Genomic DNA, 19576 nt, shown 5'->3' on the forward strand with positions numbered 1-19576 from the left:
GCCAACCACCCGTCGTTCTACTTCCGTTCCACTTCCGTCCCGCCGGCTGCACGGACCGTGCTTCGATGACGGGTGGAAGGGAGTGACGACGCGTGGCGACGGTGCACCACTGGACCGGCCTGGAGGCCAAGGCCCTGCGGGGCGCTCTGCGCCTGAGCGTGCGGGCCTTCGCCATGCAGCTCGGCCTGGCCGTCGCGACCGTGTCCAAGTGGGAGAGCAAGCTCGCCGACACTGCGCCCCGCCCCGACACCCAGGCCATCCTGGACACCGCCCTCAGCCGCGCGGACGCCGCCGTCCACCTGCGCTTCGAGACGATCCTGTCCGAGATGACCAGCACCGGGCCGAGCGCCGGCCGGCCTCGCGTCACCGCTTCTGGTCCCAGAGCCTGGGAGTACGAGAGCTGGGCCGACGACCTCGACCGCGTCGTGGTCGCCCTGTCCCGGCAGAACTTCACCTTCGCCGACAGCCTCCTGAACCGGTGGCTCACCCGGTTCAAGTCCTCGGAGCTGGACGAGAAGGGGCTGTATCTCTTCGCCCGGTCCACCGCTCTGCTCGGCGACCTCAAACGCGACCAGGGCGCCGTCCTCGGGCCGCTCTCCGCCCGCCGCTCCTACGCCGACGCCCGCGCCATCTTCACCCAGCTCGACATCCCCCGCCGCGTCGCCCAGCTCGACCTGTCCCTCGCGGTCGTCACCGAGATGTCCGGCAAGCTGGAGCTCGCCGCCCGCCACTACGAAACCCTCGCCGTCGACGACCGGCTCTCCCGCCGCGACCGCGCCCGCGCGAGGCTGTGGGTGGGCACCTCACTGAGCAAGGACGGCCAGCACGACTACGCGACCCGCGTCATGCAGGCCGCCACCCGCGACTTCGAAGACCTGACCGAACCGGACGACTGGTCGGTGGCCCACCAGAAACTCGCCCTGGCCCGACGCGGCGCCGGCGACCTCACCCAGGCCCTGCACTTCATCGACATCGCCCGCAGCAGCGGCACCACCGAGTCACCGATGCAACGCGTGCGACTGGACACCGCCCAGGGCCACATCCTGCTCTCCGATCCGGCGACCCGGGATGATGGACACCTCGTCCTCGACCAGGCCGCCAGGCAGGCCGCGCAGTACGGACTCGTGCACCAGCTGCGCAGCATCGAGGGCATCAGGGCCATGAGCGAGGGGCCGACCGGCCCCCGGCAACGGTGACCAGGGAGAACACACGCGTGAGCAACGACCAGCAGGCCATCACCGAGGACCAGTGGCGCCGGGCCAAGCTGATCTGGGACTACCACCAGATGCACCACGAGCTGCGGCCCGCCGACGCGGCGATCGGACTGGGCAGCCACGACCTCGGCGTCGCCACGCACTCCGCCGAGCTGTACCGCGCCGGTCTCTTCCCCACCCTGGTGTTCACCGGCGGCAACAGCCCCACCACCGCCAAGGTCTTCCCCCGGGGTGAAGCGGTCCACTTCCGCGAGCACGCCATCGAGCTCGGTATCCCCGCCGAGGCGATCCTGCTCGAGCCGAACGCGGCGAACACCGGGCAGAACATCACCCTCTCCCGCGAGGTCCTCGCCGCCGCCGGCATCCGCCCCGCAACGGTGCTGCTGGTCTCCAAGCCCTACATGGAACGACGGTCGTTCGCGACCGCCCGCAAGCTGTGGCCCGACGTCGACATCCGGTGCGCGTCGGAGCCGCTGGAGTTCGACGACTACCTGAAGTCCATCGGCGACGAGAAGCTCGTGCTGGACATGCTCGTCGGCGACCTCCAGCGGGTCATCGAGTATCCGAAGCTCGGTTTCGCCATCGCCCAGGAGGTCCCGGAGGACGTGCATGCCGCGTACGAGTCCCTCATCCGCGACGGCTTCACCAGCCGCCTCATCGCGTGAGCTGCCCGCGCTGGGCGGGCTGTGCGCGATCCATCAGCCGAACATCTTTCCCCGGCTGAGCACGCTGGCCAAGCTGTTCGCGGCGGATACCTGGATCGTCCTGGACGACGTCCAGTTCACCCGCCGCGACTACCAACACCGGGCCCGTCTCGCCGACCTCGACGACCCGGCCCGCCAGCGCTGGCTGACCATCCCCACCCGCCTGCCCAGCGGCCGCTCCACCCTCATCCGGGACGCGCTGATCGACGATCCCGTTCTCGCGCGCCGCAGGACCGAAGGCCTACTGCGCCAGCACTACGGGAACAGCCCCCACTGGCCGGCCCTCGCCCAGGCCCTGGCTCCGGTGCTGGACACCTTCGCCACCGAACGGACCGCGGCCGTCGCCGAGATGTCCACCCGTCTCCTGCTGGACCTGCTCGGCTGGCGCGGGCAGATCCTGACCAGCAGCGATCTGCCCGCCCGGCCGGGCCGCTCCCAGCGGCTCGCCGACCTGGCCGCCGCGACCGGTGCCCGCACGTACCTGTGCGGGACGGGCGGCATGACCTACCTCGACCCCGCGCCGTTCAAGGCACAGGACATCGCCGTCCTCCCGTTCCGGCCGCCGACGACCGGTATCTGGTCCACCGGGGTCAGCGCCCTGTGGGCGCTGGCGGCGCTCGGTCCGCAGGCCGTGGCCGCCCGCTGCCGCGCACTCGCCGCGGCGCCCGAGGCCATGCTGGAGGCCTGACCCGGCTGCTCCCCTGATCCGAGGCGCGCGCATCGAGGTGCCGAAGCGTCACCGGCCCCGCCTTCGCCGACGAGGCGATGTCGCGTCCTGCCACCGACCCCAGCCAGGGATCAGATCTCGGCAGGCCAGGTAGCGACCCCTACCCACATCCAGGGCCACTCCCGGATGTGCCCGACCACCTTCTCCGCCGGCACTACCACATCCCGCGCCTCTCCGGCCTCCCAGGCCGTCCGAAGCAGCCGGACGTACTCCACGTCCCACAGGACCGCCGTGTACGGCTTGCCGTCGGCGTCGAGCGCCAGGAGGAAGCCGTATCCCTCGGCGGTCGGCTGCAGTCCGGCCACCGCGCATAGTGCCAGGTAGGCCGCTGGTCCATGGAAATCGGTCTCGGTGGCGAGCATGGCTCCGTGGATCGTGATCATGCTGTCCTCATTTCGTCGTCGGGTATCGCCTGAGATGTGCGCAGATGCAGATGAAGCCCCTGCCGACGTCGACGGGGGCTCAAAGGGGCAGGCAGGGCCAGCGGGTGGCCACCGGTACGCCAAGCCAGTCCAGGGGAGGGGCCGTGCCCGAGCGGCGTCCCCCTGTCCGGCCAAGGAGGAGGCGCCCTCTGGCTCTGGGCCACTCGGTTCACACGAGATTCGCCGCGGCGGGGCTCCGACGGCCTTGTCGTTGTTCCGTGCAGGCCATGTCACTGGTCGAACTCAACAGTCCCCTGCAAACGCTCCAGGGCGTGTCACGCACGGTCAGCCCCGGACGTGCCGAACCGCCGGCATCCGGCCGTCAGTCGAAGCTCACGGTCATCCCGCTCGCCTTCCGTGATGCAGCCGAGGCCGTTGACAGGCTTCACCGGCATCACAAACGGCCGACCGGCCACAAGTTCAGCCTCGGTGTACTCGACGACGCTGGAACGCTTCGTGGCGCTGCGATCGTGGGCCGGCCCGTGGCCCGTTGTTTCGATGACGGGTGGCAGCTTGAAGTGACCCGAGTGGCTACCGATGGCACTCCCAACGCCTGCAGCACCCTGTACGGGGCCGCATGGCGTACCGCGTCGGCTGCCGGCTACCTACGACTCATCACCTACACCCAGGACGGCGAGTCGGGCGCCAGTCTGCGTGGCGTCGGCTGGAAGCAGGTTGCGGCGCTTCGGCCCCGTGCAGGATGGGACACCCCCTCACGTCCGCGTAGGGATCGAGGCACAGACCAGGTCGCACGGATCTTGTGGGAGCAGTCGCGATCAGGGGCTGCGGCTTTGCCAGCGCTGGCAGAGCTGCGTAACGAAATCCGGAACGAAATCCTCTGTGAGGGCCCCGGGTGCGGGCAACCGTTCCCGCTGCGCCTTGGTCCTGGACGCCCTGCCCGCTTCTGCTCGACGACGTGTCGGGTCCGTGCGCACCGCGCCGCCAAGGCTGCGGCCTGACCGGTCGGCTCGTCACTCGTACCGGCTCGCGCCCCTGTCCAGTCCAGCCGCGGCGTCACAGAGGACAGCCGCCCCCACCCGCGACGCCGATTCGCCGAAGTATGCCCCGGTCCGCTCCTTACCTGTTCAGTGCGCTCCAACGAGACCGCGCCGGTGGAGAGCGCGGCCGGGAACCACGGGGAGCGACATGAACACGGGCACGGTCAGGCAGGCTTACGGAGCACGCTGGACGCCGCCTCAGCCTGCCCTGCTTCCCATTTGGCAGCAGCGCCAGGAACGCTTCACCCGCTCGAACATCTGCCTTGAGGAATTGGCCATGGCCATCCGCCAGGGTGGCTGGTCCGTCCTTCCCGTCCCGGATGTGCCGAACCTGGGCGCCTGCGATACCGCCGATTGGGCGGCGAAGGTGCTGGCCAGTCAGGAGTCCCTGCGGCTGGAGCAGGCTCGCACCTACTCCTTCGGGTCGAACGCCACCGGCATGGCCGTAGCAGCGGCGGCCGGGTCACCTCCGAAGGAGAAGATCACCGCGACTCGGCTCCCCAGCCCTTCAGGCTTGATCGTGTTCGCTGATCCGATCGGCCACCACTCCGAGCCCGTGATGGCGGCTGACGGCCACGTGGTGGAGCTGCACACCCCGATCGTCGCCGCTTCCTGGTCCCTGTGGGGTCGCGAGCAGATGGAACACCTCGGCCCCGAGCATCCCATCGCGTGGCTTTGCCGGGAAGAAACCGGGGAACCCGCCCGCCTTCCTCAGACGATGCGGGCGATATGGGTCACCTTCTACTCCGCGCGGCCGGGCGACATCCCGGACCTTCCCGACGAGGCTCCGGTCGCCCTGATGAACGGGGTGCCGGTGACGGCCGCGATGGCCCGCGCCCGCGACGCAGTGTTCTCCCGCCATTACACCGACCTGTGGGGGCCTCTGCGATGGCATGACGAGGCTCTGCTGCCGATCGGGGAGCGCTTCGAGGAACAGCCCCAGCCAGGCGCTCACGACTGGGCCAGTGTGCTCTACACCGCATGGCAGATGATGCAGCAGCGCACAGGGGTGACCCAGCTCGTCGACATCAAGCGTCACAACGTGCTGCCGCCCTCGGCGCGGAAGAAGGCGAAGGCGAAGGCGCGGCATTCAGGTCTGGGACCGGCCGTCGGTGACGGCGTCGTACACGTCGTCGACCTCACCCGCGCCCGTCGGCCGGCGAAAGCCGAAGCTGACCGGGACGCGGCGGCCTCCGACGGTCGACGGAAGGTGGAGTGGAAGTTCCGCTGGAAGGTGCCGCCGCACCGGCGCATGACGTGCATGAATCCGCGTCTGCACCATGACATGCAGGACACCGAGCTCAAGTACCACGAACACCGAGAGGACCTGTTTCCGGAGGTGACGAAAGGACCGGAGGGCAAGCCTCTTCGGACCGAGGGCGGGACAACCTACACCTACGAGGTTTCCCAGTAACGCCCATCCGGCGCCTCACGCCGAGCGCGACAGAACAGATCGGCCAGAACCGCTGCAACGGATAAGCCGATCACCCCGCGAGACGCGGCCGCCCCGACACGGAGGCGGCCGCTTCGTCGTGGAGTGCGTCTTGGGCGCCGACTCCGGCCTGTCCGGCACGAAGGGAACGGTGCTCGCCTTCAGGGTCTCAGTGCACGGCGGGTTGTGGCCGCCATGACGACGGCCATGAGCACGGGGAGGTAGAGGGCAGTCGGCAGAGAGGTCCAGGAGGCGAGCGCGCCGATCAAGGCCGGCCCCGCGAGGAGACCGAGATACCCGGTGGCCGCGACCGTGCCGACAGCACGTGGCCCTCCGCGGCCGGCGGCGGAAATCAAGGAGGGGACGGCGGTAGACAGCCCCAGCCCCACTGCGGCCCATCCGGCCATGGCGATCGGAATTGAGTTGGAGGCCACCCCGATCGCCAGGCCTACGGCTCCGAGTCCGGCACCGATTCTGACCACGGTGACGTGCCCGTAGCGGGCCAGCATTCTGTCCCCGCACAGCCGCCCAACCGCCATCGCAGCGCTGTAGACCGCGAATGCGGCGGCGGCGAGGGTTTCCGATCCGCCCAGGTCCTTGATGTGTACGGCGGACCAGTCGACGGCGGCGCCTTCACAGAGCAGGCAGGCCGCCGCGAGGGCACCCAGAAGCCAGAGGCTGCGCCGGGGAAGCGCGGCTTCGTTTTCATCGTCGAGGGACGCGCTGGCGGGGGCGTCGAGGTGGCCTGCAGCCCGGACCGTGCGGCCGGAGATGACGGCCGCCAGGGAGACCAGGACGCCGACAGCAGCGAACAGCAGGTCGTGCGGCAGCCATGCGGTCACCGCTGTCAGCGCGGCTCCGAGGAGCGCGCCGGCGCTGTAGGCACAGTGGAACCCGGACATGATCGGACGCTCGTAAGCCCGTTCGCACGTGACTGCGGAGGAGTTGGCTCCGACATCGAGCAGTCCGTGGAAGGCCCCGAACACCGCGGCGGCGAGCGACAGCGTGAGGAGCGAGCGCCCCTGTCCCAAGAGGACCAGGGAGAAGCCGAAGCCCACGGCGGGAAGGATCAGCAGGCGGGATGATCCGAGCCGGTCAGCGATGCGGCCGCCGACCAGGAGGCCTCCCACCATCCCGGCAGCGGCCGAGAGAAGAACTACGGCTAGGCCGCCGGACTGGAGATCAGCAGCGGCGCGAACGGCGGGCATTCGGGCGCCCCATACGGCCATGACCACGCCCAGAGTGGCGAAGTATCCGGTCAGGAGCAGCCGAGAACGCTTCATCGAAGGGGCCACGCGGGCCGTGGAGGTCGCGATGGTCGTCACCTGCGGCCTCCATGCGCGCGGCCGTGCGGCCGCGTTCCGGTGACGGCGCGCGGCGGCTCCTGGTGTAGTGCGGATGCGGCTGCTCGAGCCGGCTGCTGGGCGTGTCGGCAGTGTCCGCGAGCGGAACCGTCGGCACGCGGGTTGGGGGCTGGATAGCTTGGTGCGGGATGGAGTGGCTGTCGCATGACGGGATGGTGGGCCGTGAACCGGACACTCTCGTCGAGCACTTCCTTCGCTGGCCACGCAGTCTTCACCGCCGGGCCTCTACCCGTGGGTGCTGGCCGGTCTCGCGGTGGTTGGGACACCAGTGGGAGAACCGTTCAGACTGGCTGCGCTGCTCCGGCCATCGGATGTGGCATGGACCGAGACTTGTTCGGGAGATTCTTCATGCTGTCGCTGGTGCCGTACGTGCCGCCGATCGCTCGTGACGCGGCGACCTGTGTGTGCGGTGTGTCGCGCTGGGTCTTCGAAGAGGTCCTGTGCCAGTCCTGCCGGAGCACAGCAGTGGAGGAGCATGGCGAGCGCCTCACCCGGCTGCTGGCGGACATCTCGTACGACTACCGCGACATTCACCTGACGTGGTCGGCTGCCGGGGAGAGCCCGGAATCGTTCAACCCGCGGGTTCTGTTCATGGCTCCCGACGTCACAGACCCCGACCGGGGCAAGATCCAGTTGCGCTGGTTCCACTACTGGGCGGACGACATGCTGGTGGCCGCCTGCGCCGCCGGGGCCAGCGACGACGAGGTCCTGGCGCTCGCGGTCGCTCAGGCTCACTACGCCATCGCCACGCTCGCCGTCCACGAGGTGGGCGAATGGTTCACCTACCGCGGGAAGCAGGTCTTTCCGCCGCACCGTTCCGATCCTGGCTTTCCCGCTGACGAAGAGAACGGCCCGGACGGCAACGGAGCAGTGGTGCTGTGGCTCGCGTACGACCACCAGAACGGCACTGCTCGTACGTCAGGAGTCGTTGCAGCAGCACCGGCCGACGGCCGGGAGCCGTACCTGACCGGCATCGGGACCCTGCCCGGCCAGAGGCTGAACGCCGACGATTCCGGCATCACGGTGGAAGGCCCAGGTGACGTCCCAGCTACTCGGTTCTCCTGGACCGATGCGACCACAGCCTCCTCCCTCGGAGCCAAGGATGACCGGTCGAGAACCCTGCACGCTGTGCATCAGAGCATCGTGTCCTTCGAACTCAGTGTGGTCGCCCGGCATCTACTCGTCCGAGGCCAGCCTGTGCTCGCGCCAGCGCCCGGCTTGGAGGGCTCGGGATTGGCCTGGCGGTTCCATCTCACCTACGACGGATGACCAGCCGCTTCCGGAGTGGTGTGCGGACTGCCCCGCGCACCGATCTGCGATGTACCGACAACCCCGTCGACTCGACGGCCGAGAGGATTTCGCTGGGCCTCGGCCGTCGAGAGCGCTCGAGATCAGACTGAGCCCACGATCCACACTCCTGTGCGATCCTCACCTCTTCGACCACTCCAGGAGTCGTTAGCCATGGCCCTTGAGGCAAACCACCCCCTCCTCGGTCCCGAGCAGCCGCTCGACGACGAGGCCGAGCACGATCAACGAGTCCGCGCGCACCTGGCCAGGCTGGCCAACGCTCGCGGCCTGTCGGTCGACGAGGTCCTGGGGGCGTTGAATGCGACCCTGGCGTCCGGACGACCGCTGATCACAGATCCTGAGCACGACGGCGAGGCTTCCCCCGGGCTTCCGAGCAGCCGAAAGGGGGGCACGGTCACCCAGCAGCGGCCGGCGGGCCCGGTCTGGGGCGTGACGTCAGTGGACTACCAAGGGCCGCCGGTCGCTCAGCGCAGCCCCTGCGCGGGTACGGAGCGGTGCCCCTGGCGGCAGGACGCGGTTCCGGGCGCTTTTCCCGCGGAGGCCTTCCGTCTCTCCGCTCCGACGTCCTACCCGGATAGTGACCGCCGATTCGGCTGCCACTCCTCGTCTGCTGAAGCGCCGCGGGTTTGTGCTGGGTGGCTACTGCGCGGCGCCTCGGGGAACCAGCAGGTGCTGAAACTGCTGGAGGCCGGGCTCATTCAGGTACCGACGTTGCCTGCCGGGGTCGAGTTGTACGCCGACTACGTGGAGATGGCTGTGGCCAACGGTGTCGCGGAGGACGACCCGACGCTCGCCCCGATTCTTCGGGGCCGGTCGCAAGAGATGTGCGCAGACAACGAGACGCTGCCAGCAGGAGACGTGGCTGCCGAGGGCAAGCAGGACCGGCGTTCGGGCGGTGCCGGGTGACCGCCGATGCCAACCAGTCGGGCACCGCGGCTTCTGACGTGCTTCAGGAGTGGATCGCCCGCTACCGGCAGGTGCCGCTCGGGGACGATTCATGGGTCTACACCAGCTTCGCGGAGCTCGTCGCCCGCCACGGGCAGGCGTACGAGCCGGCTGCCTGGCCCATGCCCGATGCCCAGCATCCCGGGCGCTGCCTTCACGTCGCCCGCCGGTGGGCCGAAGAGGTCGGGTGGACGTACGTGGAGGGCTTCGTGCTCGTTCCGTCGGAGATCCCGTTCAGCGGCTTCGAGCACGCCTGGTGTCTGACGGCCGAAGGCAAGGTGGCTGATCCGGCGCTGCCAGACGGGTGGGCCACGGCCTACTTCGGAGTTCCGCTCTCTGACCGCTTCTGCCGGGAGCAGCGGGCGCTGCGCGGGACGGATGCGGTTCTGACCTTCGATCCGGTCAAGTTCTGGGAAGGGGCGAACGCGACCATCCTGCGCCAGGGACTGCCCTCGTATGCCGTAAGCCTCACCGAGCGCGCCGCCTGACCGTCGTCGCTCCTGCGATGCGTGGCTTCCCGCTTCTGGCCCTCGACCGTCAACCCGCGGAGTTCCGCAGAGCGGCGTTCACGCTTCCGGAGGCTGTCCGCTTCAGGGGGCAGGCTGCGCTCGTCTTGACCACCAGGACAGCGTCCGCCGCGGACCAGCCGCAGCAGCGCTTCGTACGTGCCCGGCTCCCCCGAGCCTGCACCTTTCTGTCCCGAGCGGACCGATCGGAGAGCGGCCATGCCCCAGCTTCCCTACGAGACGATCACCCTGCGGGTCCTCCTCCCGGATGACCTGGACCGGACTGTTGCGGCACTGTCCGGCCGCGAGTACGAAGCCCACACGGCCGCCGGCAGCGAGTTCCAGGTCCACGGCAACCTGCACGACGCCAAGACCACCCGCCTGTGGATGGCCCGAGGGGGCTCCGCTCCTCACCCTCAAGTGCTGCTGAACGGACTCGCCCACGAGGGCCTGATCGAGGACGGTGACTACCGGATCAAGGGATAGCGGGAGGCTGGATTCGCCGCTGCTCCTGCCCGGCCGGAAAGAATGGCTTCACTCCTCCGAGCACCCCGTCCCTCGGAGCGAAGGCATCCCATCCCATGACTCGGCAGACACCCACCCACCTTGAGCACACCACCTTGAACCCGAGGGCCCGCGGGGCTCACGATCTCGTTCGCCAGGTCGAGCAAAAGCAGCTCGACGTGGATCCTCCCTACCAGCGGGGCAGTGTCTGGACGGAGGACCAGCGGGTGGCACTCGTCCGCTCCTGGATGATCGGCCTGCCCGCTGGCGTGATCATCATCAGCGATCGCGACAACCCGAACTGGGCCGCAGCCACGGAAGACGTGTACAAGGCCGGGGCGGCGATATGGGCGGCCATCGACGGGAAGCAGCGGATCCTGACAGCGAAGTTGTGGTTCACCGATCAGTTCGCTGTTCCCGCCTCCTGGTTCGACCCGGCCGTCGTGGAACAGACCGAGCTCACCCAGGATGGCCCCTACGTCCGCTATGGCGGGCTGAGCCAGCCCGGACGGCTCAAGTTCGACCGCCGCGCTCAGTTCCAGGTCGCCGAGTTCCGGACGGCCGGAACGATCCATGACGAGGCCGCCATGTACCTGCTCGTCAACGGCGGCGGCACGCCTCACACCGACCAGGAGATGCAGCAGGCCCGAAAAATCGCCGAGAAGAAGCCGTAGGTCCTCCGGCCAGAACAGCACATTGAGACCATGTGGCCCGCAGCAGGGCCCTAGGCTTGCGGCCATGGAAGCGACCGCCCCGGCCGAGGCCCTGCTGCTCGTCACCGCCAGCACAGTGCCGGGAACCGACGTGGGCAGTCTCGGCCAGCGCCTCGCCGACACCGTGGTCCACCTGCCCGGCCCCGCAGCCGCCGTCGTCGGGAGAAGCACCGTTCCGAAGGACATCGCCTCATGGGCCGCCGAGTTGGGAGAGCGCCAAGGCATGGCCGGTGCAGCCGCCGATCTGGTGATGTACTTCGCGCGCCTGTGGTTCCGCCCCAGCCCAGACCTGCCGGCCGACGCTGTCGCAGTCGCCATCGCATGCCGTCAGGTGTGGGAGACCCATCTTCGCGATGTCGAACTGTCCGGGCTTACCGACGTGGTGTGCTTGCCCGCACCTGATGCGGACGCATGGCTCCGAGGCGCATCGGGCTGCACCGCGCTCGCCAGGACCACAGACGCTCCTCCAGGCTTGATTCCCGAGAACGGCGCGTAACACGGACGGGCTGCTCCACCTGCGCACTCCACCGCACCGGCCTCCCCATCAGGCGACGGGACGGCCTCGGGTGTCTCCGCCCCGTGAGCGCAGGGTCGTCCCGGCCTCAGTAAGCAGAAGGTGAACGAAGCCGTAGGAGCGCCCGCAGCCCTCGGCCAGGGTCCGGATCGAAGCTCCCTTGTCGTACGCCCGCCTCAAGTCGGCACCCAGCCTCTTCCGCGCCATTCCAGTAATCCACCCACGGCTGCCCAACACGTCCTCTTCCTCTCTCTGCGCGAACAACCTCCCGGGCGCCAGCTGCGCCCAGGAGCGTGCTCACTCTCCCGGTGGGCAGCACCATTCCGGCCTCGGACACGAGCGCCGACTTCGTCGGGGCGGTGAGGCTTGCGGAGCAGCGGCCAGACGGACTGCAGCGACACCTTCATACGCCGCACTCAGGACGGCGCGGGCCGGGCCCCGTGCCGGGAAGCACGGCAGAACGCGTGTACACGGGTTGCCTGCCACGCTCCTGTTCGGTCGCGGTGCGCGGCTATCCGCGCCCGCCCCGGTGGCTGGTCTGCCCGGCTTGGGTGACCACCGTTCCAGGATTCGCGACGGCTCGAAGCACCGCCGTGGAGCGCGGTTTCTTACGGTCATGCCAGACAACGACCTCGCTCGTCGCCTCCGCGACCAGCTCACCGCCCACCCCGCCCCGCAAGATCCTCAAGCCTGGATCACTGCCTACCTGCCCAACACCGGCCACACGGGCCGCCCCCTCGATGCCGCCCGCGAAGCCCTAGGCATCAGCGAAGAGGACGCGGCCGCCCTACTCGATGCAGGTCTGCTACCGGAGCAGTTGCTGGCGGCGCTCGATCAGCTCTCCGACGGTGCTGCGGCGATCAACTGGGAGGCTGCGTATGCCGCCGCCTACGGCCTCGAGGACGGTGACTTCAGCATCACAGCCGAGCATCAAGCACGCCGCCGCGTGTGGGGAGTCACCCACGACCTGATCACCGACGGCACCAGGCGCAGCGGCAGCCGTGGGCTACCAGCCAGCGTTATGCAGTTCATTGTGGCCGGCTGGGTAGACGACTGCCTGACCAGCGGACAGGAGCCGACCTTCTGGCGTGACGAACGCGGAATCTGGCGGACCCTCAACGGGGCGCTGTACGCGCCCCGGCTGACCGAGGCCGCCGTCATCTACCCCGGCAGTATGCACGGCACCGAGGACGCGCTCGCCGCGCTCGGCGCCTCAGACCTGACCTGGGTGGGCGTCCTCGGTGACCGCCGCCTGCGCCACGCCATCGTCCCCGCCGACAAACTGAGCGTCCTCAACCAGAGCGCACACATTCGTACCCTCGGCACTCCGCCGCCGGACACCGTCTACACGTATCTGCACACCTCGTGGCTACGCGCCAGTGGCGACGTCTGCCAGCGTTGCCGCGCGGTGGCGTTCCTCGCCCCGGCCACCGACTGGCCTGGGGCCCCGGCCCTGTGCCCCGACTGTCACGAGGCGATGAGAACCGCTCAGGCAGCCGCTGGGCACCAGTGCGCGGACGGGTGCGCGCAGCCTGTCGACCACACGGGGCTGTGCCTTCCCTGACCCGGTGTTACTCCCGGGCGCCCGACGTCGGGCGCCCGGGAGTACCGGCCTCTCCGCACGCGGCGTCCGTCCCTGATCTGCGGGGCGGCTGTCCTGCGCGTCATGGTCGACGACACGGGACCACGAGAGGGCCACGCCTTCAGATTCGCTGTCGCTGCCGTGCCGTCCCCCCCACACCCGCACCATCGCCCCTGCTTCCTCTCACACCGGACGACTAGGAGAACGACGTGGGGCTTTCCATCCGAGCAGGTCGACCGAACGGCCCGCTGCCCAGTGATCCGTTGCCGCAGTGGTCGTACACGGGCTTCAGTCTCTTCCGCCGCGGGATCGCCAGCCACATCGGCATCAACCTCTCTCAGATGCACGGCTACGGCGGCGGCCGTCGATGGAGCAGCGTGACCAGTCCCCTGCGTCACCTCCTGGACCACGACGACGACCGCGGTGAGCTGACGCCCGAGCAGGCGCGCGAGCTTGCCCCGGCACTGGGCGAAGCACTCGCCGAACTCGGCCGCAGTGACCCCGATGGCCTCCTGTGGGGGCCGGACGGCTACAACGGGCGCGTCGGGCGAGAGTTCGTCGACCTCCTCACGCTCTGCGCCGAAGAGGACGTCCCCGCCGTCTTCTGCTGAACCCCAAGCACCACGAGTCCGTGGCACGCCGGCTCCTGCCGTCTCATGACGAAAGCGCCGGGCAGCAGCCGCTGTCGATTCAGGTCGCCGCGGACTGGCCGCCGCAGGACCGACGCGACGGGCCCGTGCCGGTAACCCTCCCGAGCAGACGGATCGGCTTGCCGTCCGCCATCGGTGCCTCCCGGGCACCGGGCGCCAGCCATCAAACGTGGCGCGCCCGCGACCGAGCTGTCCTGACCGCTGCGTGAACGACGTCTGATGCCGTGTCCGCATCGGCTGAGACCTTGCGTGCTGACAGACGACGAACGGAGAAGTCAGTGAACCGTGAGGAGCGACGCCGTGCCGAGCGTGCGGCGCGCAGGAACCGCAGGGGTCAGGAACCGGGGCCGTCCTTTCAGGCTCCAGCGGGTCGGATCGCCCGGGCGGCCGTGTTCTCGCCCGCCGACGAGGAGCGGCAGCGCCAGGATTTCCTGGCCGGCGGCGTGTTCGCGGACGGCGCCGGGGTGATGTTCCCCGAGGGCGATGGGCCCGGTCTGAGCCCGGTGTTCGTTGTCTACGTCCATGACGACGAGCGCACGTTCGGGCCGGCACCGCAGCTTCGGACCGCTTTCGAGCTACTGGACGAGATGGGGTCGGTCGCTCTGCACGAGCGTATGCCGGTGGCCACCTCCTGGTCGGGGATGAGCGGCACCAGTCCGCTGGTCAAGCTGAAGCTCGGGTTCCCCGGGCCCCACCCGGCCAGGGGATCGGCGGACCTGGTGCTGCTCGCGGACCAGTACGCCGAGCTCTGGCAGTACATCGTCGGCGGCGGCCTGATCGGAGTTACCACGCAGCAGCGCCTGGAAAAGGCAACGAACCATCCGGGAGCATCCTTCACGGATGGACTGGAAGCCTGCGTCCTTCTGGGGATCGGTTCGTCCCCGGTCCTGGAGCAGCTCATGCACCTGTACCGGTGGCCCCAGCCCACCAGTGCCGTCTGACAGCTCTGTCCGGAACGGCTGACACGTCAGCCACAGCGCTGTAGCGGCGGCGCCCATCCGTCGCCAGACCAGCGTGCCTGCCGATGCCAGGACTCCGACCAGCAGGCCAGACACCCCTTCTCCCCCACCCCGCTGACTGCCGTGCGCAGGTCGGCATGACTCGTCACACCCACCGCCGCCCGGTATGCGGCTTACATCACTCTGGAGCTGACTTCAGTTGCGCAACCTCTCCTCGAACGCCCGCCGTGGGACCGCCGCCGCGCTCACGTTCGCCGCACTCGCCGGCACCTCGCTTCTCGCCGCTTCTCCGGCGTCGGCGCTCTCCTACAAGTGCACCACCAGCACGAAGTCCATCGACAACCCGGCCTACTCCGGCCCGTGGGCGGACAACTGGGACATCAAGATCAGTCTCTGCTCCGCCCGCTCCGGCTCGACGGTGTACAGCTACGCGAAGGCCTCCTGGGACGGCCCCGTCGGAGAGGTCGACGACACGTCGATCTTCAACGGCGCATACCTGCGGATCTGGATAGCCAAGTCCGTCGCCGGCACCGATCCGGTTGTCCGCAGCGGCAACTACTACGGGATCGAAGCCAAGCTGGAGAACTCCGACTACTGGGGCAACTACAACAACAGCTACACCACCCCGACGATCAGCTACCCGGTCGGGAGCGCGAAGGCGTACGTCGACGGGCAGCTGAAGCTCGAATGGCGCAACGACGGCAAGGGCTACCTGAACTACGACTACAGCGCCTCGCCGACGGTCTGACCAGCTGACGGTCCTACGGCTCCGCGGGTGTCGGCCGACTGACGCCGCACAGACCAGCCACCAATCGGTGGCACGTCCGGGCACCCGCCCCTGCGGACGCCGAGGGCCTTCGACCGCCTCCACCGCTGACCGCCTGTCCGCCGGCAGGGTCCGCAGCACCACGTGCGCGCCCTGCCGGTGGTGGACCGCGCCAACGCGAATTCGCGTGGAGAAGGGCTTTGGCGATCAACGGCCTCACCTTGGCGACGTCCAAAGACGACGCGATAAGGAGCGCCACCAGCAGTGAGCACCATCAACATGACCAAGGGCTCAGCGCCCGCCCGCATGACCAAGTCCTCCAGCATCCGGGTGCGGTGCTGGTGGGACAGCCGAACCGACTACGACCTGTACGCCCTCGTCGTCTACGCCGACGGCCGAGTCGAGACGGTCGCTACCTTCCCCGCGGAGGGAGTGCCCGCCCAGCTCGCCACAGCCGACGGGGCGGTGAAGCATCTCGGCGACGTCGGCCGCCAGACGGTCGGAGTTGCCGAGGAGATCATCGAGATCGCCCTGGACGACTCGATACGCGCCGTGATCCCAGTCGCCTACTCCGCTCAGTCGAACGGCACCGGGTCCTTCTTCGAGTACCGCGTCTCCATGGAACTCGACAACGGCCTCGGCGACCGGGTCGTCATCACGGCGGAGAACGCCAACAACAACAGCCGCATCTACACGTGCGTGCCGGGCATGCTGGAGAACACCCCGGACGGGGTGAACGTCCACGCCCTGGAGCACTACTCCAAGCCGAGGTCCGAGAACCGGCCGCTCGTCAGCCTCGTGCGCCAGGGTCTGATGAAGAAGGCCGAGGTGGTGGCCATCGACATGGACGCGGGGCCGCGCAACGCGTACAAGTAGCGTCCCCTCGGCGGCCCCTGAAGGCCCAGAGCACGCTGCTCGCCTGCACCCGTCCGTGTCATGCCTCCCGGCGGCCCACGCGGACGGGATGGACGAGGACCGCTGCGTAAGCCGACAGGCCGATGAGAGATGCCGGGCTGCGGCGGGGAACTCCACACCGAAGATTGACCTGCGAGCACTTTGCTCGTAGGTTTCGCTTCAGGATCAGGGAGGACCGAATGAGTGACGGGCCCGGCGAGAGCGTTTTGTGGACGGTCGCCCAGGCCGCCGCGCACTGGAGTGTCACCGAATCGCGTGCGCGAGCCATCCTCGCCAATAGGGGGATCAAGCGCGTCAGTGGATACCCCGCAGACCAGATTCAGGCTGTCGAACTACGACAGGGAGCGCGCACAGATCTACACGAAGGCACAGCAGCCATTGAAGGACCGACGCAGAGCCCAACCACCACACCTCTCACCCACCCCGCTGAAGACTCAGGGAGTATCTGATGAGCGCCTGTGCCACCGAACGCCTCCGCGAGCTGTGGAAGCACCTCTCGTTCTTCACGGTCAGCGAGGTGGTGGCCCGGCAACCTGAAGACGTCCTCTACATCGAACTGCGCAAACCCCCGATTGGCACCTACGCCAACGGTGAGAAGCTGTACAACGGCGTCTACCGGCGTGATGAGGTCCCAGGCAGCGCGGACTTTCGGACTTTGCACGACGTCCCCGCGCACCTGCGGGAAGACGCCCGCATCGTTTGGAAGCAGTTCACCGCGACCACCAAGGAGGGTGTCAGCTTCACCTACGACGCATTTCGCGAGCTCGATTTCATCCATGATGCGACGCTCGATTTCGAATCTCGCCGCAACGCCCCGTACTGCCCACGGTTGCCGGTGCCCGGCGAGTTGATCTGCGGAACCACCACTGACTCCGACGAGGGTGTCCTGGACCGCTGGTTCTTCTGCGACGACGCGTTCCGGCTGCTGGTCACCAGCGTGCGTAACGGCCCGTCGCACAGCGAAGAAGAGCTGGGACGCCTGCTCCTGACCGAGGGCTACCCCGACACCTACTGGGCGCTGGCCCGCCTGGCGCTCTTCGACAACGTCCAGGCGTTCGTCGACGCCCTCGCGGCAGGCAGCCCCGCCCGGACCGCTGGACAGCTCTTCTTGGGACACCCCATCCCTGAAAGCGACCCCGCCGCGGCCCGCAGGGTTCGGCACCCGGCACACGGCAGAATCCACGGGCGAACCAAGGTCGACTGGAGCGGCATGTACCTGGGGCTTGAGCTCTCGCGGTTCGTCCACGAGGTCTCGAACCTGCTCGAACCCGTTTGGTGGGAGGAGTTCCTGACGCTGGCTGACGCCCAGGGAGTCGACCACGCCCATCCGGGGCTGGGCGGAATCTGTAAGGCGTGCATGGCGGCAGATCCCGACTGGTACACCAACGGCTTCCCCTACCAGACGCCCGAGGACCGCGAGGAAATCCAGCGACGACGCGCCGAACTCAGGTCATAGGAGGCGTCGATAGCCCGGGAGCACCTTGAGTGCAGCGGCCCGCGGCGCTCGGGCGTCCACCCGAGCATGGCCGTCAAGGAGCTCAGAGTGTCTGGAACCAGCCGCGGTGGTCACGGGCCAGGGAAATCGGCGCAGGTCTGGCCGCTTCATCACCGTCGCCTGCTCTGGAGGGGGACGTGCTTGTGCCTCCCCGTCGGACGGCACACTGCTGTTGAACAAGCAGGCCTGAGGTGCGCACGTTCAAGCAGCAGGCCTGCGGTAGAGCCGGTAGAGCCCTGCGACGCATCTGTCCGCTTCCATGCCTACGTTCCCCGGCGTGACAGATGCTGAGGCACTCAACGATCTCCTGAAGCGGACCTGCCTGGTCTTCGACTCTCGCGCGGCACACACCGGGGGCGCCGCCGGCTCGTTCACCACGATGCACATCAACCAGCTCGCCGACGACCTGCTGGCTGCGCTGGACGCGTGTGAGGTTGCAGAGCGCCCCTACCTCATGGAGGGGTACCGAAGTCTGAGCTTGGCCGCAGACATTCCCCCTGGCCGGTCCTGCCGACAGCGCGAGATGCTCGTGGATGTCGCCCGCCAGGGGCTGGCGTATGTCGTCGCCGGAAGGCACGAAGGACGCCCGGCTACCAAGGGCGAAGCCTTAGCGCTACTTGAGCGCCGGTGGACTGCCTCGATGCTGGCCTGGGCCAACTTCTTCCCACCCTCGCTGGACGAGGTCTCACCCTCCTGCGGATGCGGCGCCGTGAGCCCCAGCCGCGGAAGGTGCAGCTCCAGCGTTCCATCCGACGAGAACCGGGTGCCGGGCAACTCGGCTCGGCAGTGCACATGAGCAAGGTCCACGCTTGTTCTGGGCTCCGAGGCGTTCCTGTCCGCCCGGGGCGGGGCTCCGAGCTCAAGGCACCGAGGGAGATTCGCCAGAACTCGGCCCCAACGTATTCGTCGAGGACTCTCTGCTCCGTAAGCGTCAGCCAAGTGCAACGCACCCCCAACCACTTGTGGAGACAGGAGCAGTTGTTCGTGCCCATATCAATCCGTTCCTCTACCGCTACCACCGGGAAGTCGAAGCTGATGTCTCATTCCGTCCGCATGGCAGCCGGCGTCGCCCTTCTCGCCTGCGCGCTCAGCGCCTGCGGTGGCTCCGGGGACGGCTCTGTCTCCGGTGCGCGCGATGACCTTCGGATCGTCACGAAGAAGACCGTGACCGACACTCGCCCCCGGATGGTCGAGCAGTGCACTACCGGTACCAAGCGGGTCAAGCACACCTCTACGACCAAGGGGAAGACGCGCACCTGGTACACGACCGAACCGACCCGGACCTGCCGGAAGGTGCAGCAGGGCACGGAGACCTATGACCGGGTCGTCCGGCACGCGCGGTGGTGCGTCGAACTCGACGACGTCGACGGCAACACAGGCAGGGATGACGTCTGGTACGAGGTGGACTCCGCGACGTACACCAAGGCGGCCGCCGCTGCGGAGGGCGACAAGCTCGCTTTCACGCCGCTGCGAGCTGGGTGCTGATCCGTCATTCACCGGCAGGGCCCAGGATGTGCTCCTGGGCCCTGCGGGCTGTGGCCAGGACGGGTCGGCCGGTCATGGAAGGCGAGTGCAGTTTCCGCTGTCCGGTGCGGCTGGCCGGCTGCTGATGCCAGCCGCTAGGTCATGTCCCCGCGTCGCTCAACCAGCGGGGCTGGAACGAACGCGGTGTCCATGGTGGGGAAGTCGGGGCCGTCGCCGTAGATCAGCATCCATATTCCGTCGGCGGTCTCAACTTCCACGGCGTTCAGCGAGGGCCCGGAATCCCCGAGCGGCTCGGCGTTCCCATTCATGAGGCCAACGGTAGAAGCGCTGAGACGAACATGCACTCAAGGAAGGACCGATCGCCCACGGCGTG

General features: G+C 68.5%; 23 protein-coding genes. 19 read left to right on the forward strand and 4 right to left on the reverse strand.

Annotated features, from left to right (window positions below; all coding sequences use genetic code 11):
• The first annotated feature begins 92 nt into the window (after positions 1–92).
• The 3 genes from ACPXCS_RS35540 to ACPXCS_RS35550 are packed head-to-tail and all read left to right on the forward strand — an operon-like array spanning position 93 to position 2606.
• Positions 93–1196 (forward strand): helix-turn-helix domain-containing protein, encoded by a 1104-nt coding sequence (locus ACPXCS_RS35540; protein WP_425823930.1) that lies wholly within the window; start codon positions 93–95, stop codon positions 1194–1196.
• Positions 1197–1213: 17 nt separating this feature from the next.
• Positions 1214–1879: a YdcF family protein gene (locus ACPXCS_RS35545; RefSeq protein ID WP_425823928.1), complete on the forward strand. Its 666-nt coding sequence runs from the start codon at positions 1214–1216 to the stop codon at positions 1877–1879.
• Positions 1824–2606, forward strand: coding sequence for a WbqC family protein (locus tag ACPXCS_RS35550; protein WP_425823926.1), 783 nt, complete (start codon positions 1824–1826; stop codon positions 2604–2606). Before ACPXCS_RS35545 ends, ACPXCS_RS35550 begins: the two co-directional genes overlap by 56 nt.
• Before the next feature lie 110 nt (positions 2607–2716).
• Here ACPXCS_RS35550 and ACPXCS_RS35555 read toward each other — a convergent pair whose 3' ends face one another.
• A complete protein-coding gene (locus ACPXCS_RS35555) occupies positions 2717–3028 on the reverse strand; it encodes a hypothetical protein (protein WP_413093333.1) in 312 nt (103 codons plus the stop codon).
• 266 nt (positions 3029–3294) lie between these two features.
• On the opposite strand from ACPXCS_RS35555, the gene ACPXCS_RS35560 reads away from it, so the two are divergent.
• The gene (locus tag ACPXCS_RS35560) at positions 3295–4026 is read left to right on the forward strand and encodes an XF1762 family protein (protein WP_425946734.1); all 732 of its coding nucleotides are present in this window, start codon (positions 3295–3297) and stop codon (positions 4024–4026) included.
• 187 nt (positions 4027–4213) lie between these two features.
• Positions 4214–5479 carry a hypothetical protein gene (locus ACPXCS_RS35565; RefSeq protein ID WP_425823922.1) on the forward strand — a complete coding sequence of 422 codons (1266 nt, stop codon included), beginning with the start codon at positions 4214–4216 and terminating at the stop codon, positions 5477–5479.
• 179 nt (positions 5480–5658) lie between these two features.
• Here the strand turns inward: ACPXCS_RS35565 and ACPXCS_RS35570 are convergent, their stop codons facing one another.
• Complete coding sequence (locus ACPXCS_RS35570) at positions 5659–6822, reverse strand: MFS transporter (RefSeq protein ID WP_425823920.1); 1164 nt, start codon at positions 6820–6822, stop codon at positions 5659–5661.
• Positions 6823–7209: 387 nt separating this feature from the next.
• Between ACPXCS_RS35570 and ACPXCS_RS35575 the strand changes: the two genes are divergently transcribed.
• The 6 genes from ACPXCS_RS35575 to ACPXCS_RS35600 all read left to right on the forward strand — a co-directional run bounded on the left by ACPXCS_RS35575 (position 7210) and on the right by ACPXCS_RS35600 (position 11333).
• Entirely contained in the window at positions 7210–8130 is a 921-nt protein-coding gene (locus ACPXCS_RS35575) for a hypothetical protein (protein WP_425823918.1), read from the forward strand.
• Between the two features lie 192 nt (positions 8131–8322).
• Positions 8323–9075 carry a DUF6283 family protein gene (locus ACPXCS_RS35580; RefSeq protein ID WP_425823916.1) on the forward strand — a complete coding sequence of 251 codons (753 nt, stop codon included), beginning with the start codon at positions 8323–8325 and terminating at the stop codon, positions 9073–9075.
• A complete protein-coding gene (locus ACPXCS_RS35585; RefSeq protein WP_425823914.1) occupies positions 9072–9602 on the forward strand; it encodes a hypothetical protein in 531 nt (176 codons plus the stop codon). Before ACPXCS_RS35580 ends, ACPXCS_RS35585 begins: the two co-directional genes overlap by 4 nt.
• A gap of 237 nt (positions 9603–9839) precedes the next feature.
• A complete protein-coding gene (locus ACPXCS_RS35590) occupies positions 9840–10106 on the forward strand; it encodes a hypothetical protein (RefSeq protein WP_425823912.1) in 267 nt (88 codons plus the stop codon).
• 95 nt (positions 10107–10201) lie between these two features.
• Complete coding sequence (locus ACPXCS_RS35595; RefSeq protein WP_425823910.1) at positions 10202–10798, forward strand: DUF262 domain-containing protein; 597 nt, start codon at positions 10202–10204, stop codon at positions 10796–10798.
• 64 nt (positions 10799–10862) lie between these two features.
• Complete coding sequence (locus ACPXCS_RS35600; RefSeq protein WP_425823908.1) at positions 10863–11333, forward strand: hypothetical protein; 471 nt, start codon at positions 10863–10865, stop codon at positions 11331–11333.
• A gap of 48 nt (positions 11334–11381) precedes the next feature.
• On the opposite strand, the gene ACPXCS_RS35605 is transcribed toward ACPXCS_RS35600, so the two are convergent.
• Positions 11382–11558, reverse strand: coding sequence for a helix-turn-helix domain-containing protein (locus ACPXCS_RS35605; protein ID WP_413093078.1), 177 nt, complete (start codon positions 11556–11558; stop codon positions 11382–11384).
• Positions 11559–11967: 409 nt separating this feature from the next.
• Here ACPXCS_RS35605 and ACPXCS_RS35610 point away from each other — a divergent pair, with 409 nt between their 5' ends.
• The 8 genes from ACPXCS_RS35610 (at position 11968) to ACPXCS_RS35645 (ending at position 19203) form a co-directional block, all read left to right on the forward strand.
• A complete protein-coding gene (locus ACPXCS_RS35610; protein ID WP_425823906.1) occupies positions 11968–12915 on the forward strand; it encodes a hypothetical protein in 948 nt (315 codons plus the stop codon).
• A 227-nt stretch (positions 12916–13142) separates the two neighbouring features.
• On the forward strand, positions 13143–13544 hold the full coding sequence (locus ACPXCS_RS35615; protein ID WP_425823904.1) for a hypothetical protein: 402 nt from the start codon (positions 13143–13145) through the stop codon (positions 13542–13544).
• A gap of 317 nt (positions 13545–13861) precedes the next feature.
• Positions 13862–14524, forward strand: coding sequence for a hypothetical protein (locus ACPXCS_RS35620; RefSeq protein WP_413093081.1), 663 nt, complete (start codon positions 13862–13864; stop codon positions 14522–14524).
• A 217-nt stretch (positions 14525–14741) separates the two neighbouring features.
• On the forward strand, positions 14742–15290 hold the full coding sequence (locus ACPXCS_RS35625; RefSeq protein ID WP_351867383.1) for a hypothetical protein: 549 nt from the start codon (positions 14742–14744) through the stop codon (positions 15288–15290).
• A 282-nt stretch (positions 15291–15572) separates the two neighbouring features.
• A complete protein-coding gene (locus tag ACPXCS_RS35630) occupies positions 15573–16184 on the forward strand; it encodes a TerD family protein (RefSeq protein WP_425823902.1) in 612 nt (203 codons plus the stop codon).
• A 487-nt stretch (positions 16185–16671) separates the two neighbouring features.
• A complete protein-coding gene (locus tag ACPXCS_RS35635; RefSeq protein WP_425823900.1) occupies positions 16672–17679 on the forward strand; it encodes a hypothetical protein in 1008 nt (335 codons plus the stop codon).
• A gap of 316 nt (positions 17680–17995) precedes the next feature.
• Complete coding sequence (locus ACPXCS_RS35640) at positions 17996–18514, forward strand: hypothetical protein (protein WP_425823898.1); 519 nt, start codon at positions 17996–17998, stop codon at positions 18512–18514.
• A 368-nt stretch (positions 18515–18882) separates the two neighbouring features.
• A complete protein-coding gene (locus ACPXCS_RS35645) occupies positions 18883–19203 on the forward strand; it encodes a hypothetical protein (RefSeq protein ID WP_376620819.1) in 321 nt (106 codons plus the stop codon).
• A 134-nt stretch (positions 19204–19337) separates the two neighbouring features.
• Here the strand turns inward: ACPXCS_RS35645 and ACPXCS_RS35650 are convergent, their stop codons facing one another.
• A complete protein-coding gene (locus tag ACPXCS_RS35650) occupies positions 19338–19511 on the reverse strand; it encodes a hypothetical protein (RefSeq protein WP_425823896.1) in 174 nt (57 codons plus the stop codon).
• Positions 19512–19576 lie beyond the last annotated feature (65 nt).

This window comes from Streptomyces sp. DT190 (genome assembly GCF_049846985.1).
Lineage (GTDB): Bacteria > Actinomycetota > Actinomycetes > Streptomycetales > Streptomycetaceae > Streptomyces.

Excerpts from the sequence above, each read along its gene's own strand:
- ACPXCS_RS35600 (WP_425823908.1), top strand. The coding sequence starts at position 10,863 with ATGGAAGCGACCGCCCCGGCCGAGGCCCTGCTGCTCGTCACCGCCAGC.
- ACPXCS_RS35635 (WP_425823900.1), top strand. The coding sequence starts at position 16,672 with ATGAGCGCCTGTGCCACCGAACGCCTCCGCGAGCTGTGGAAGCACCTC.
- ACPXCS_RS35610 (WP_425823906.1), top strand. The coding sequence starts at position 11,968 with ATGCCAGACAACGACCTCGCTCGTCGCCTCCGCGACCAGCTCACCGCC.
- ACPXCS_RS35565 (WP_425823922.1), top strand. The coding sequence starts at position 4,214 with ATGAACACGGGCACGGTCAGGCAGGCTTACGGAGCACGCTGGACGCCG.
- ACPXCS_RS35550 (WP_425823926.1), top strand. The coding sequence starts at position 1,824 with ATGCCGCGTACGAGTCCCTCATCCGCGACGGCTTCACCAGCCGCCTCA.
- ACPXCS_RS35560 (WP_425946734.1), top strand. The coding sequence starts at position 3,295 with ATGTCACTGGTCGAACTCAACAGTCCCCTGCAAACGCTCCAGGGCGTG.
- ACPXCS_RS35605 (WP_413093078.1), bottom strand. The coding sequence starts at position 11,558 with ATGGCGCGGAAGAGGCTGGGTGCCGACTTGAGGCGGGCGTACGACAAG.
- ACPXCS_RS35590 (WP_425823912.1), top strand. The coding sequence starts at position 9,840 with ATGCCCCAGCTTCCCTACGAGACGATCACCCTGCGGGTCCTCCTCCCG.
- ACPXCS_RS35580 (WP_425823916.1), top strand. The coding sequence starts at position 8,323 with ATGGCCCTTGAGGCAAACCACCCCCTCCTCGGTCCCGAGCAGCCGCTC.
- ACPXCS_RS35650 (WP_425823896.1), bottom strand. The coding sequence starts at position 19,511 with ATGAATGGGAACGCCGAGCCGCTCGGGGATTCCGGGCCCTCGCTGAAC.
- ACPXCS_RS35555 (WP_413093333.1), bottom strand. The coding sequence starts at position 3,028 with ATGATCACGATCCACGGAGCCATGCTCGCCACCGAGACCGATTTCCAT.
- ACPXCS_RS35595 (WP_425823910.1), top strand. The coding sequence starts at position 10,202 with ATGACTCGGCAGACACCCACCCACCTTGAGCACACCACCTTGAACCCG.
- ACPXCS_RS35575 (WP_425823918.1), top strand. The coding sequence starts at position 7,210 with ATGCTGTCGCTGGTGCCGTACGTGCCGCCGATCGCTCGTGACGCGGCG.